The organism is Actinomycetospora sp. TBRC 11914, from assembly GCF_012933465.1.
GTDB lineage: Bacteria > Actinomycetota > Actinomycetes > Mycobacteriales > Pseudonocardiaceae > Actinomycetospora.
On the sequence record NZ_JABBND010000002.1, the window covers coordinates 21,024 to 33,993 of the forward strand.

The 12,970-nt window shown below is 75.6% G+C and carries 12 protein-coding genes; 7 read left to right on the forward strand and 5 right to left on the reverse strand.

Translation table 11 applies throughout. The features are described from left to right. Positions 1-142: 142 nt before the first annotated feature. From HH311_RS05990 to HH311_RS06000, 3 genes are all read right to left on the reverse strand, one after another. Positions 143-1,747: a thiamine pyrophosphate-dependent enzyme gene (locus HH311_RS05990; RefSeq protein ID WP_169182723.1), complete on the reverse strand. Its 1,605-nt coding sequence runs from the start codon at positions 1,745-1,747 to the stop codon at positions 143-145. A gap of 40 nt (positions 1,748-1,787) precedes the next feature. Further along, a complete protein-coding gene (locus HH311_RS05995) occupies positions 1,788-3,047 on the reverse strand; it encodes an aromatic acid/H+ symport family MFS transporter (protein ID WP_169182724.1) in 1,260 nt (419 codons plus the stop codon). Positions 3,048-3,136: 89 nt separating this feature from the next. After that, entirely contained in the window at positions 3,137-3,940 is an 804-nt protein-coding gene (locus HH311_RS06000; protein WP_169182725.1) for an IclR family transcriptional regulator, read from the reverse strand. Positions 3,941-4,111: 171 nt separating this feature from the next. Between HH311_RS06000 and HH311_RS06005 the strand changes: the two genes are divergently transcribed. The 7 genes from HH311_RS06005 (at position 4,112) to der (ending at position 9,827) form a co-directional block, all read left to right on the forward strand. After that, entirely contained in the window at positions 4,112-5,029 is a 918-nt protein-coding gene (locus HH311_RS06005; protein WP_169182726.1) for a ParA family protein, read from the forward strand. Beyond that, on the forward strand, positions 5,026-5,844 hold the full coding sequence (locus HH311_RS06010; RefSeq protein WP_169182727.1) for a ScpA family protein: 819 nt from the start codon (positions 5,026-5,028) through the stop codon (positions 5,842-5,844). The genes HH311_RS06005 and HH311_RS06010 overlap by 4 nt, the downstream gene beginning before the upstream one ends. Then, positions 5,841-6,407, forward strand: a complete 567-nt coding sequence (gene scpB / locus HH311_RS06015; RefSeq protein WP_312029974.1) for an SMC-Scp complex subunit ScpB — start codon at positions 5,841-5,843, stop codon at positions 6,405-6,407. The genes HH311_RS06010 and scpB overlap by 4 nt, the downstream gene beginning before the upstream one ends. Positions 6,408-6,506: 99 nt before the next feature. Continuing rightward, complete coding sequence (locus HH311_RS06020; protein ID WP_211189757.1) at positions 6,507-6,875, forward strand: hypothetical protein; 369 nt, start codon at positions 6,507-6,509, stop codon at positions 6,873-6,875. Further along, positions 6,862-7,608: a pseudouridine synthase gene (locus tag HH311_RS06025; RefSeq protein ID WP_169182728.1), complete on the forward strand. Its 747-nt coding sequence runs from the start codon at positions 6,862-6,864 to the stop codon at positions 7,606-7,608. Before HH311_RS06020 ends, HH311_RS06025 begins: the two co-directional genes overlap by 14 nt. A gap of 76 nt (positions 7,609-7,684) precedes the next feature. Continuing rightward, positions 7,685-8,443 carry a (d)CMP kinase gene (gene cmk, locus HH311_RS06030; protein ID WP_169183091.1) on the forward strand — a complete coding sequence of 253 codons (759 nt, stop codon included), beginning with the start codon at positions 7,685-7,687 and terminating at the stop codon, positions 8,441-8,443. Positions 8,444-8,447: 4 nt separating this feature from the next. Continuing rightward, a complete protein-coding gene (gene der / locus HH311_RS06035; RefSeq protein WP_312029975.1) occupies positions 8,448-9,827 on the forward strand; it encodes a ribosome biogenesis GTPase Der in 1,380 nt (459 codons plus the stop codon). A 6-nt stretch (positions 9,828-9,833) separates the two neighbouring features. On the opposite strand, the gene HH311_RS06040 is transcribed toward der, so the two are convergent. Together HH311_RS06040 and HH311_RS06045 are read right to left on the reverse strand one after the other, a co-directional pair. Then, the gene (locus tag HH311_RS06040; protein WP_169182729.1) at positions 9,834-10,274 is read right to left on the reverse strand and encodes a hypothetical protein; all 441 of its coding nucleotides are present in this window, start codon (positions 10,272-10,274) and stop codon (positions 9,834-9,836) included. Positions 10,275-10,311: 37 nt separating this feature from the next. After that, positions 10,312-12,942, reverse strand: coding sequence for a LuxR C-terminal-related transcriptional regulator (locus HH311_RS06045; RefSeq protein WP_169182730.1), 2,631 nt, complete (start codon positions 12,940-12,942; stop codon positions 10,312-10,314). Between the last annotated feature and the right edge of the window lie 28 nt (positions 12,943-12,970).

A 12,970-nucleotide genomic window follows, 5' to 3' on the forward strand; every position in this document is an offset into this window, starting at 1 on the left:
GTGGTCCGACCAATGCGGGGACCGAGTCAGCCACGCGGCGAGGCGTCGGAGAAGGGCGGTACCCCGACGTTCACGAGACGGTGACACCGGCCCGGAGCCAGGACCCACGACCGTCACACGGTGGTGACGTGGCGGGCCGTGCTCAGCCGAGCAGCGAGCAGACGGCGACCAGCGGGGTGTCCCGGTCGGCGAGCCCGGGCACGACGTCGTCGAGCAGCCCGCCCAGCTCGCCCGCCGTCGCGACCCGCCGGGCCGGGCAGCCCAGGGCGGTCGCGAGCCCGGCCACGTCGACCTCGGCGAAGCCGGGCCACGGCCCCTTCCCGCCGGCCTCGGCGGCCAGCCGGTCCATGATCGCGTAGCGGCCGTTGTCGAGGACGACGACGAGCACGCCGACGCCGTAGTGCGCGGCCGACCACAGCGCCTGGACCCCGTAGAGCGTGGAGCCGTCGCCGACGACGGCCACCACGGGCCGCGTCGGGGCCCCCATCCGCACCCCGATCGCCGCGGGCACCCCGAACCCGAGCCCGCCCTGGGCGGCGGAGAGGAACCCGAGCGGCGCGCGGGCCGGGACGAGGCGGTGCAGGTCGGGCCGCGACGACGGGGTCTCCTCGACGACGACGGCGTCCGCGGGCAGGCGGGCGGCCAGCGCGCGGAAGACGGTCGGCGGGTCGAGCGGCGCGTCGTCGGCGGCGCGAGGGGAGGATCCGGTCGCTCTACCCGGCCGAGGGGTCCCCTCGCGCGGGACGGCAGGGCCCAGCGCGGCCGTCAGGGTGGCCACCGTCAGGGCCGGGTCGGCGAGCACCGCGAGGTCGGCGCGGCTGTGGTGGAGGTCCTCGGCGTCGTCGGTGACCAGCGCGATCGTCGTGCCCGGCTCGACGAGGTCGCCGGGGGAGTACTGGTACTGCCGGAACACCGGCGCGCCGACCACGAGCAGCAGGTCGTGCCCGCCCAGCGCCGCCCGCAGCGCCGCGCGCTCCGGGGGCAGGTGCCCGGCGAAGAGCGGGTGGTCCTGCGGGAACCCGGCGCGGGCCGCGAACGCCTCCTGCCACACCGGGACGCCGAGGCGCTCGGCCAGCCCGACGAGCGCCTCCCACGCGGCCGGCCCGTCGGCGTCCGCCCCGACGACGACCGCGGGGCGCCGGGCGGCCCCGACCGTCGCGGCCAGCTCGGCGACCGCGCCGGGCCCCGGGGCCCGACCGCGGCGGACGACGACCGGGCTCGGCAGCACCCGCGGATCGGCCGCGGCGTCCCAGTCGTCGCTGGGGACGGTCACGACGGCCGGCCCGCGGGCGGTCGTCGCCTCGTGGAAGGCCCGGTCGAGCGCGGCGGGCACGTCCTGCGGCCGCGCCGGCGCCGAGGTCCAGACCGGGTAGGAGCCCGCGAGTCCCTCGAGGTCGCCGGTGAGGAACGGCCGCGACGTGAGGTGGCGCCGGTCCTGCTGCCCGACGAGCACCACCAGCGGCGTCCGGTTGACCCGGGCCGTGGCCAGCGCGCCGACCGCGTTGCCCAGGCCCGCCGTCGTGTGCAGGACGACGAGGGCCGCCCGGTCGGTGGCGGTGGCGTAGCCGGTCGCGAGGCCCACGACGGCGCCCTCGTGCAGGGCGAGGACGAAGTCGAGGTCGTCGGGGAGGTCGGTGAGCAACCGGATCTCGGTGGACCCGGGATTGGCGAAGATCCGGTCGAGGCCGCGGCGACGGAGGACGTCGAAGGCCGCGTCGCGCACCGTCGGGTCGGTCCCCGGCTCCACCGGCTCCCCCTCGTGCGGTCGGGTCGGGTCGGGCGGGGCGTCAGCTCGCGGTGCCCTCGGCCGGCGCCGCCGGTACCTCGGCGTCGGCGGGTGTGGCCCCGGGACCCCGGCCGACCGCCGCCACGGCGAGGGCGCCGAGGGCGGCGACCAGCGCGAACGCGTAGAAGCCCCACGGGTAGGCCAGCCCGGCGGTGAGCAGCGCGCCCCCGAGGGCCGGGCCGGTGATGGCGCCGAGCCGCCCGACCCCGCTCGCCGCGCCGAGCGCGGTCCCACGGGCCGCCGCCGGGTAGTACCGGCCGACCCAGGCGTACACGAGGACCTGGGCGGAGAAGACGAAGATCCCCGCCAGCAGGACGATCGCGTACACACCGACGCCGGGCAGGCGGACCGAGAGCAGCGCCAGGAACACCGCGCCCAGCACGAACCAGGTGATCGTCGCGGTGCGCACCCCGATCCGGTCGGCGACCGGGCCGCCCACGAGCAGCCCGAGGACGGCGCCCACGTTGAGGGTGAGCAGCAGCGCGAGGGCCGCGCCCAGCGGGTAACCGGCGCTGCGCATGATCTCGGGCAGCCACGTGTTGAGGCCGTAGACGAGCAGCAGGCCCATGAACGAGGCCACCCAGAACGCGATCGTCGCCCGGGCGCGCCCGTCGCGGAACAGCTCCCGCACGGGGTTCGCGCCCTCCCGGGCGGCCGGCCCGGCGGGCCGGCCCCGCCCGCCGTCGCGCGGCAGGTGGGTGAGCATCAGCGGCGCGAGCAGCAGCGCGGGCACCGCGCCCAGCGCGAACATCACCGGCCAGCCGAGCCGCGGGATCAGTGCGATCCCTAGCAGCGCGGCCGCGACCGCGCCCACGTGGTAGCCGGTCATCATGATCGTCGTCGCCGCGTTCCCCCGGCGGGGCGGTGCGTGCTCGGCGACCGTCGCGAGCGCCACCGGCAGCACACCCCCGAGGCCGATCCCGGCCAGGAAGCGCAGCACGGCCAGCGACGTCGGCCCGACGGCGGCCGCGCAGGCCAGGCTCAGGACCGAGAACAGGACCACGGTCGCGACGAGGGTGCGCCGCCGCCCGACCAGGTCCGACACCGGACCGACGGACAGCGCGCCCACCATGACGCCGACCAGGCCCACGGTGGCCACGACCGAGGCGCTCGCCGGCGTCAGCCCCCACGCGGGGTCGCGCAGCAGCACGGGGAGGACCACGCCGAGCACGACGAGGTCGTAGCCCTCCAGCGCGACCGCGGACCAGCACAGTCCCCGCACCCAGCCCGAGGCCGGGGCGTCCGTCGTCGTGTTCGACATGGGCCACCTCCCGGACGGGACGTGACCTCGGCGTCACGACCCGTGCTCGGGAGTATGTGAGACCGGCGTCACGGCGTCAGCCGCTCCTCTCACCGAGCGGAAGAGGCGCCGTGTCCGTTTCCGCCCCGGAAGCCGAGGCGGCGGGACGTGGCCGTCGCCGCCATGCGCACGGCCGGCACGAACGGCGGCAGGGGAGCCGCGGCCGGGACGACGACGGCGAGGGCCGCCACGACGCGGCCCGTGCTGTCGCGGACCGGAGCGGCGACCGACGAGGCGCCCTCGGTCATCTCCTCGTGCGACAGGCAGTACCCGGTGCGCCGGATGTCGTCCAGCACCGCGCGCAGCGTGCCGGGGTCGGTGATCGTGCCCGGCGCCAGCCGGGGGAGGCCGTGGCCGATCACCTCGTCGACGAACGCGGCCGGGGCGTGGGCGAGGAGCACCTTCCCGGGCCCGCTGGCGTGCAGCGGCAGGTCGCGGCCCACCCGGGAGCGCACCGTGACGGCGTCCTCGCCGCCCGCGAGGCGCTCCACGAACAGCGCCCGGTGCCCGTCGAGGACGACCAGGTGCACGACGTGGCCGGTGGCCGCGGCGAGGTCCTGCAGCGGCGGCAGGGCCGCCTCGCGGAGGTTGCGGGCCGACGGGGCGAGCGCGCCGACGCGCCACAACCGCATCCCGATGCGGTACCGGCCGCGGCCGACCCGCTCGAGCGCGCCCCAGGCGACGAGCTCGGCGACGATGCGGTGGGCGGTGGCGGGCGGCAGCGACGTCGCGGCGACGATGTCGCCGAGGGCGAGCTCCGGGGACGCGTCGGAGAACGCGGCGAGCACGCCGAGTGCCCGGCCCAGCACCGAGCGCGGAGCATCGGCCGCGCTCGGTGTGGTGACGCTGGTCATCGCACCTGATGCCCGGGAGGCGATCTGCCCACACCCGGCGAGTCGTGATGGCTCCCGTAGGACCCGCCTCCTAGCCTGATCGGCGACGAGGGCGGCGGCATGTCCGCGACGCGGCGGGGCGAGCGGCGGCCGCGGAGCCCGAGTCGGACGGGACGGGGAGGAGGCGCGGGCATGTCGGCACCACTCTTCGACGCCGACTCCCTGCACATGGGGCCACCCGAGCCGGGGCGGCCCGAGGCGTCGACCGGTGGGGCCGCCGACCCCGTCGACCCCGCGGTGCGGCCCCGGCGCGCGGTCCCCGAGCCCACCCCGCTGGGCTCCCACGGGCCGGCGACGGTGCTCGCGATGTGCAACCAGAAGGGCGGCGTCGGCAAGACCACCTCGACGATCAACCTCGGCGCGGCGCTCGCGGAGTACGGCCGCCGGGTGCTGCTGGTGGACTTCGACCCGCAGGGCGCGCTGTCGGTGGGTCTGGGCGTGCAGCCCCACGAGCTCGACACCACGATCTACAACCTGATCATGGAGCGGTCGGTCACGATCGACGACGTCATCCGCCCGACGACCGTCGAGGGCCTCGACCTCCTGCCGTCCAACATCGACCTGTCGGCCGCCGAGGTGCAGCTGGTCACCGAGGTCGGGCGCGAGCAGACCCTCGGGCGCACCATCGCACCCGCGATCGAGCGCTACGACTACGTGCTCGTCGACTGCCAGCCGTCGCTCGGCCTGCTCACCGTCAACGCGCTGGCCTGCGCGGACGGGGTGCTCATCCCCCTCGAGTGCGAGTTCTTCTCGCTGCGCGGGGTGGCGCTGCTCATGGACACGATCGAGAAGGTGCAGGACCGGCTGAACCCCAAGCTCGAGATCACCGGCATCCTGGCCACCATGTACGACCCGCGCACCCTGCACACCCGCGAGGTGATGGCCCGCGTCGTGGAGGCCTTCGGCGAGCTCGTGTTCGACACCGTCATCAACCGCACCGTGCGGTTCCCGGAGACCACCGTGGCCGGCGAGCCGATCACCCGGTGGGCCTCGAAGTCGGCGGGGGCGGAGGCCTACCGGGCGCTGGCGCGCGAGGTCATCGCCCGGTGACGGCGCTCGAGGAGGCCCCGGAGCGCACCGGGTTCCAGGTGCGGCTGGAGAACTTCACCGGCCCGTTCGACCTGCTGCTGCAGCTGATCGGGCGCCACGAGCTCGACGTCACCGAGGTCGCGCTGCACCGGGTGACCGACGACTTCATCGCCTACACCGCCTCGCTCGGCGGAGCGACCGACCTCGAGGAGACCACCGGCTTCCTCGTCGTCGCGGCGACGCTGCTCGACCTCAAGGCCGCGCGCCTGCTGCCGGCAGCCGAGGTGGAGGACGAGGAGGACCTCGCGCTGCTCGAGGCCCGCGACGTGCTGTTCGCGCGGCTGCTGCAGTACCGGGCCTACCAGCAGGTCGCGGCGCTCTTCCGCGAGCTCGAGGGCTCCGCGCGGCGGCGCTACCCACGGGCGGTGTCGCTGCCCGAGGAGCTCACCGCGCTGCTGCCGCCGGTCGACCTCGGGGTCGACGCCGCCGGGTTCGCCGAGATCGCCGCGGCGGTGTTCCGCCCGGCGCCGCCCCCGACCGTCGGCCTGGACCACCTGCACGCCCCGTCGGTCTCGGTGCCCGAGCAGGTGGAGATCATGACCGGGCGGCTGCGCGACGCCGGGCGGCTGACGTTCGCGCAGCTGTGCGCGGACGCGACGCACGGCGTCGAGGTCGTGGGGCGGTTCCTCGGCGTGCTGGAGATGTACCGGTCGCGCCAGGTCGCGCTCGACCAGGACGAGGCGTTCGCCGAGCTCGCCGTCCGCTGGGCCCCCGACTCCGACGACCGGGGGAGCGCCGCGCTCGACCCGGCCGCTCCGGTCGACGAGGCGCCGTGAGCGCGCCCGACGAGGACCTCCCGGCGCTCACCGACGACGCCGAGCTGGACGCCGCGATCGAGTCGGTCCTCATGGTCGTCGACGCGCCGGTGCCGGCGGGCCAGCTCGCCGAGGTGCTCGAGGAGCCGGTCGCGCGGGTCACGGCCGCGCTGCAGCGCCTGGCCGCGTCCTACGCGGACCGGGGCTTCGAGCTGCGGGTCACCGACGAGGGCTGGCGCTACGCGTCGCGGGCCCGGTTCGCGCCGTGGGTCGAGCGCTTCGTGCTCGACGGCCAGCGGGCCCGGCTGACGCGCGCCGCCCTGGAGACCCTCGCCGTCGTCGCCTACCGGCAGCCGGTGACGCGCTCCCGGGTGGCGGCGGTGCGCGGGGTCAACGTCGACGGCGTGATGCGCACGCTGTCCGCGCGGGGGCTGATCGTCGAGGCGGGGCTGGACGCGTCCAGCGGTGGCACCCTGTACCGGACGACGGAGCTCTTCCTCGAGCGCCTCGGGCTGTCCTCCCTCGACGAGCTGCCGCCGATCGCCCCGCTGCTGCCCGAGGTCGACGACATCGACGAGCTGTGATCGCCTCGACGCCAGCGGAGCGTCGTTGCTTGCATCCAGTGGCAGGAAAGCCCCGTCGTCGGAGGAGCCCACGAGCCGGGTGAGCTCGACCAGGCCACGGTGTTGGAGACCTACGCGGTCAACGTCGTCGGGGCGATCACGACGGCGGCCGAGCTGCTGCCGCGCATGCCCGCCGGGACGTTCGTCGTCACCTCCGGGATGCCGACGCCGGACCCGGCGCTCACGAGCCTGTCACTCGGCAAGGTCGGGGTCCGGGGCCTCGTCGAGCTGCTCACGGCGTGGCAGGACCGGGTCCACATCGCGTCGGTGACCGTCGGCGGCCCCGTCGAGCCCGGCACCGCGTACGACCCCGACGACATCGCGGAGCACTACTGGCGCCTCCACACCGGCGAGCTCACCGACCACGAGGTCCGGCACGGCTGCGCAGCCGGGGCGACGACTACCCTGGGGCACCGTGACCGAGGGTGAGCAGGGAATCCGCCTGCAGAAGGTGCTCGCGGAGGCCGGCGTGGCCTCGCGGCGGCAGGCCGAGATCCTGATGCGCCAGGGTCGGGTGGAGGTCGACGGCGAGGTCGTCAAGGAGATGGGCCGCCGCGTCGACCCGACGGTGAACGTCATCCACGTCGACGGCAGCCGCGTCGTCACCGACGTCGAGACCGTGCACCTCGCGCTGAACAAGCCCGAGGGGATGCTCTCGACGATGTGGGACGAGCACGGCCGCCGCTGCGTCGGCGACGTCGTGCTGGAGAAGGCGGGGAGCACCAAGGGGCTCTTCCACGTCGGGCGCCTCGACGCCGCGACCGAGGGCCTGCTGCTGCTGACCAACGACGGCGAGCTCGCCAACCGGCTCATGCACCCGTCCTACGAGATCCCCAAGACCTACCTCGCCGAGATCCGCACGCCGATCGCGAAGGACCTCGGCCGCACGCTGCGGGCCGGGGTGGAGCTCGACGACGGGCCGGCGGCGGTCGACAGCTTCCGGGTGATCGACCGGTCGGGCGCGCGGGTGATGGTCGAGGTGGTCCTGCACGAGGGGCGCAACCGGATCGTGCGCCGCATCTTCGAGGCGGTCGACAAGCCCGTGGAGCGCCTCGTGCGCACCGCCGTCGGTGACGTGCACCTCGGCAACCAGCGGGCCGGGACCCTGCGCAAGCTGGGGCGCGACGAGGTGGGGTCGCTCTACAAGGCGGTCGGGCTGTAGCGCAGCCGCACCTGGCACAATGGAGTCCCGGCAGGGTGTCGATGTCGCTGGGAGGCGTGCCGTGGACCGGCCGGAGATGGTGCTCCAGGGTGTCGTGGCGGTCGACGGGCCCTCCGGCACCGGCAAGTCCACCACCGCGCGGGGCCTGGCTCTTCGCCTCGGTGCCCGCTACCTCGACACCGGGGCCATGTACCGCGCGGCCACCCTCGCGGTGATGCGGGCGGGGCTGGCGCTCGATGCCTCCCGCACCGACGCGGACGGGCACGACGAGGCCGTGGCGGTCGCCGTCCGCGCCGCGCTGGTGATGTCCACCGACCCCGCCGAGCCGCGCGTGCTGCTCGCCGGGGAGGACGTCGGCGCCGAGATCCGCGGCACCGAGGTCACCCGCAACGTCTCGGCGGTGTCCGCGCTGACCAAGGTCCGCGAGCACCTCGTGGCCGAGCAGCGCCGCATCGTCGACGAGACGGTCGCCGACGGGGCGGGGATCGTCGTCGAGGGCCGCGACATCGGCACCGTCGTCGTCCCCGACGCTCCCCTGAAGATCTACCTGGTCGCCTCGGACACCGTCCGCGCCGGCCGCCGGAACGCCGAGGACACCTCGGCCGGGCGGACCGCCGACGCGGCGAGCACCGGCGCCGACCTCGCGCGCCGCGACCGCCTGGACTCCTCGCGCTCGTCGTCGCCGCTGCGGGCGGCGCCCGACGCCGTCGAGGTCGACACCTCGGCGCTCGACGTTGACGCCGTGCTCGACCGCCTCGAGGGTCTCGCCGCCGAGCGCGGCATGCTCACCCCCGCCCTGGCGCACGCCGGGCGGGGGATCACGAACGAAGGATGATCACGTGACGCAGGAACTCCCCGCCGACCTGGGCGCGGAGGCACTGCCCGACGATGCGCGTCCGGCCCAGCCGGTGCTCGCCGTCGTCGGGCGGCCCAACGTCGGCAAGTCGACGCTGGTCAACCGCATCATCGGCCGCCGGGAGGCGGTCGTGCAGGACGTCCCCGGGGTGACCCGGGACCGCGTCACCTACGACGCGCTCTGGAACGGCCGCCGGTTCACCCTCGTCGACACCGGCGGCTGGGTGCCCGACGCCAAGGGCATGCAGGCCCGGATCTCGGCCCAGGCCGAGACCGCGATGCGCACGGCCGACGCGATCCTGCTCGTCGTCGACGGGCAGGTCGGCGCGACGACGGTCGACGAGGCCGTCGCCCGCACGCTGCGCCGCTCCGACCGCCCGGTGCTGCTCGCGGCGACCAAGGTCGACGACGAGCGCGGGATGGGCGAGATCGCCGCGCTGTGGCGGCTCGGGCTCGGCGAGCCGCACCCGGTGTCGGGCCTGCACGGCCGCGGTTCGGGCGACCTGCTCGACGCCGTGCTCGACGTGCTGCCCACCTCGCCCCGCGACGACGTCGACCTCGAGGGCGGCCCGCGGCGCGTCGCGCTGGTCGGGAAGCCGAACGTCGGCAAGTCCAGCCTGCTCAACCAGCTCACCGGCGAGGACCGCTCGGTCGTCGACGCCACCGCGGGCACGACGACCGACCCGGTCGACTCGCTCGTCGAGATCGACGGCGAGACCTGGCAGCTCGTGGACACCGCGGGCCTGCGGCGCAAGGTCAATCAGGCCTCCGGGATGGAGTACTACGCGAGCCTGCGCACGAAGGCGGCGATCGAGGCCGCCGAGGTGACGGTGCTGCTGCTCGACGCGTCCGAGCCGATCGCCGAGCAGGACCTGCGGGTGGCCTCGCAGGTCGTCGAGGCCGGCCGGGCGCTGGTGCTCGCGATGAACAAGTGGGACCTCGTCGACGAGGACCGCCGCCAGGCGATGAAGCGCGAGCTCGAGCGGGCGCTGGTCCGGTTCCCGTGGGTGGAGCGGGTCAACATCTCCGCCCACACCGGTCGTGCCGTGCAGAAGCTCGCCCCCGCGATGCGCACCGCGCTGGAGAACTGGGACCGCCGGGTGCCGACGGGGCAGCTCAACCAGTGGCTCTCCGACGTCGTCGCCGCGACCCCGCCGCCGGTCCGCGGCGGGAAGCAGCCGAAGATCCTCTACGCGACGCAGGCGCAGAACCGGCCGCCGACGTTCGTCCTGTTCACCTCGGGCTTCCTCGAGGCCGGCTACCGCCGGTTCCTGGAGCGCAAGCTGCGCGAGACGTTCCCGCTCACGGGTACGCCGGTGCAGATCAACGTGCGGGTGCGGGAGAAGCGGGGCCGCAAGCGCTGACGCTTCCTACGGGGACGCCACTGCGCCGGTGACCGACTCCGTGTGGCTGCCGTCCGGGTGGTCGGCGATCGTGTACCAGGAGCCGTCGGCCCGGCGGTAGGACTGCGTGAACGTGCCGTCGGGGGCGCGGTGGACGACGACCGACGTCCCGGTGCCGTCGTCGTGGACGCAGTCGTAGGACCCGTCGGCGTGGTTGGTCGTCACGGCGGACGTCCCGTCGGGCTCGCCGTAGCCGTCGGTGGTGGTGCCGCGGCCGTCGTCGGTGGTGAGGGTCCAGCTGCCGTCGGGCGCGGTGTCCCGCCGGGTGGTGGCGCCGTCGGGGCCCGTCCCGTGCTCGATCCGGTGCCCGTCCGGGGTCTCGATGACCGTGATGACGATGCCGTGGGCACACCCGTCCCGGCTCTGGTCCATGTCGTGCACCCCCGAGTGCTCCACGCCGGCGGCCATGGTGACAACGCCGAGGGCCCGGGGGATGCAGTAGGCGCTACTGCAATTCGCGGGCCTGGGTCCGCAGGCGTGGCGGGACCAGCGCCTCGATGAGGGCCGCGCGGTCGCTGAGCCCGAGCCGGCTGCAGGCCCGGTAGATGTGGCTCTCGACGGTGCGCACCGAGACGTGCAGCTGGTCGGCGATCTGGCGGTTGGTCAGCCCGCGGGCGGCCTGGTGGATGACCTCCCGTTCGCGGTCGCTGACCCGCAACGGCGAGACCGACGCGACGAGGGCCGGGGTGCGGGCGTTCTCGCACCGTTCCGCGAGGTCGGCCGCCCGACCGCCGGCGGTGGCGGCCTCGGCCGTGCGGCCGGCCTCGCGGGCGAGGACCGACGCCTGCGCCGCCGCCTCGGCGGCGGGGATGAGCAGCTCGGCGTCCTCGAGCCGCCGCGAGACCTCCAGGAGGCCCTCGGTGTCGCGGCGGGCGACGGCGAGGGCGTGCGCGTGGGCGAGGTCGGCGCGCCGGCCGTCGACGATCCGGGTGAGCTCGGCGAGCCGGCCCGCCTGGGTGCGGTCGCCGAAGCCGACCGCGGTGTGGCGCGCGAGCACCTCCATCGCGAACTGGCCTGCGGCACGCGCACTCGCGGCGGCCCCCGTCGCCCGGGCGATGGCCTCGGCGAGCCTGCCCTCCGCGGTGCACAGCAGGCCGCGCGCCAGCTCGAGCTCGGGATCGAAGACCACGACGCCGGGGTGCGCCGCCTTGTCCGCGTGATCCAGTGCCGTCCGCGCGCCGTCGGCGTCGCCCATCATCGCGAGGCCCTCGGCGACGATCGTGTGGAGCAGCTTCGTCCATCCACCGCCCAGCCCGGGGAAGTACGGGATGACGCTCTCCATGAGCCGGACGGCCGTGGCCGGCCGCCCGGTCTCCAGCGCGATCCGTCCCTCGTAGAGCGCGACGAAGGGCGCCGCGAACGGCCCCGGTTGTTCCCGCAGCCAGTCGACCCGTGCGCGGGCCCGGTCGAAGTCGGCGCACAGCGACGCGTCGAGCACGTCGGCGTACCCGAGGTTCATCTGCCACGTGGCCGCGTCGGCGGTCCGGCGGGCGGCATCGATGCCCATCCGGATCCGGGGAGCGACCGGGTCGCCCACCCCCGTCACGGCGCGCCGGAGGCCGTCCGCCCAGCACGCCCAGATGAGCGCGAGGGGCGGGGTGTCGGGCACGGCGAGGGCGTCCTCGGCCGCGGCGCGGCCCTCGTCGAGCCGGTTCTCGGCGACGGCCTGGGTGGCGCGCGCGGCGCGGAAGGTCGCGCGGGCGCCGACGGAGGTGGTGCTCGCCTCGGCCTCGTCGAGGACGGTCCGCGCGTCCTGCGGGCGCCCCAGCACGAAGTGCAGGAGCGAGAACCGCGTCGCGGCGGCCTGCGCCCGCTGGTCGTCGTCGACAGTGGCCGCGCTGGCGGCGGCGAGCTCGGCCTCGGCCTCGTCGGGCCGCATCAGCCAGGTCATGATCTGGGCGAGCCCGATGTGCGCCGCGAACCCGGCGCCGGCGTCGCGCGCGGCCCGGAAGAGCCGCTCGGCGAGCTCCACGTCGGCGAGCGAGGCGGCCTGCGACGCGGCCTTGAGCAGCATGTCCGGGTCGGGCGCGCCGTCGCCGCCCAGGGCGAGCACCGCCCGACGCAGCTCGTCGCCCGACCTGCGCCCGCCGGTGGCCCCCAGCGCCTCGGAGAGCTCGCTCCGCAGGCGTCGACCCCGGATGGGACTCATCCGGCCCCGGAGCACCTCGCCGTAGAGCGGGTGCGCGAGCCGGAGCTCGCTGCGGGCCCCGTCGCGCTCCAGCGTGACGAGCGAGCGTTCGGCGAGCGCCTCGAGGTCCTCGGCCGGCACCAGCCGCTCCAGCAGCGACAGCCCCAGCGGCTCGCCGAGCGCGAGCAGTTCGAGCGCGCGCCGTTCGGCGTCCGAGAGCCGTCCGAGTCGGGCGGCGACCAGCTCGTCGAGGGCCGGAGAGATCGTCGGGGGCCGGTCGAGCTTCCACGCCTCGGCATCGCGCACGAGGCGCCCCGCCGCGCGCTCGGACTCGACGAGGTGACGGAGCCACAGGACGTTGCCGCCGCTCGTGGCGTGCAGGCGGCGCTCCGTCGCGGCCTCCACGGGCCCGCCGAGGGCGGCCCGCACGAGGGCCCGCGTCTGCTCCGCGTCGAGGGGTGCGAGCTCGATGCGCTCGGCGAGGTCGTCCTTCCACAGCGCGGTGACGGCGTCCGGCGCCGGCTCGCCGGTCCGGACCGTGACCACGAGGCGGACGGCGCGGCGCAGGGCCAGCTGGTGCAGGACCGTCGCGGACACGCCGTCGAGCAGGTGGGCGTCGTCGACGCCCAGGACGTACGACGCGCCGTGGGCCTCCAGGGCCTCCGTCGCGCCCTGGATCGTCGTGACGTCGGGCGCGTGCGGCGCGTGGACGCGCAGCCACGGTGCGAACGCCCCCAGCGGCACGTCGCGGGCGGACTCCGTCGCGACCGCGATCCCGGACCCGGCGGCGTCGGCGGCCCGCGCGACGACCTCCCGGGCGAGTCGGCTCTTCCCCACGCCCGACGCCCCGGCGATCACCACGACGCCGTGTCCGCTCAGTGCGCGGGTGACTACGTTGAGTTCCGTCGTCCGGCCCGAGAACGGCCACTTCCCGGCCGAAAGGCTCATGGCGGACCTCCGCTTCGGGGAACGGACG

What these genes read in the sequence shown, in the direction of transcription:
- HH311_RS05995 (WP_169182724.1), bottom strand. Translation starts at nt 3,047, where the DNA reads ATGTCGAACACGACGACGGACGCCCCGGCCTCGGGCTGGGTGCGGGGA.
- HH311_RS06000 (WP_169182725.1), bottom strand. Translation starts at nt 3,940, where the DNA reads ATGACCAGCGTCACCACACCGAGCGCGGCCGATGCTCCGCGCTCGGTG.
- HH311_RS06005 (WP_169182726.1), top strand. Translation starts at nt 4,112, where the DNA reads ATGTCGGCACCACTCTTCGACGCCGACTCCCTGCACATGGGGCCACCC.
- cmk (WP_169183091.1), top strand. Translation starts at nt 7,685, where the DNA reads ATGGTGCTCCAGGGTGTCGTGGCGGTCGACGGGCCCTCCGGCACCGGC.
- HH311_RS06040 (WP_169182729.1), bottom strand. Translation starts at nt 10,274, where the DNA reads ATGGCCGCCGGCGTGGAGCACTCGGGGGTGCACGACATGGACCAGAGC.
- HH311_RS06045 (WP_169182730.1), bottom strand. Translation starts at nt 12,942, where the DNA reads ATGAGCCTTTCGGCCGGGAAGTGGCCGTTCTCGGGCCGGACGACGGAA.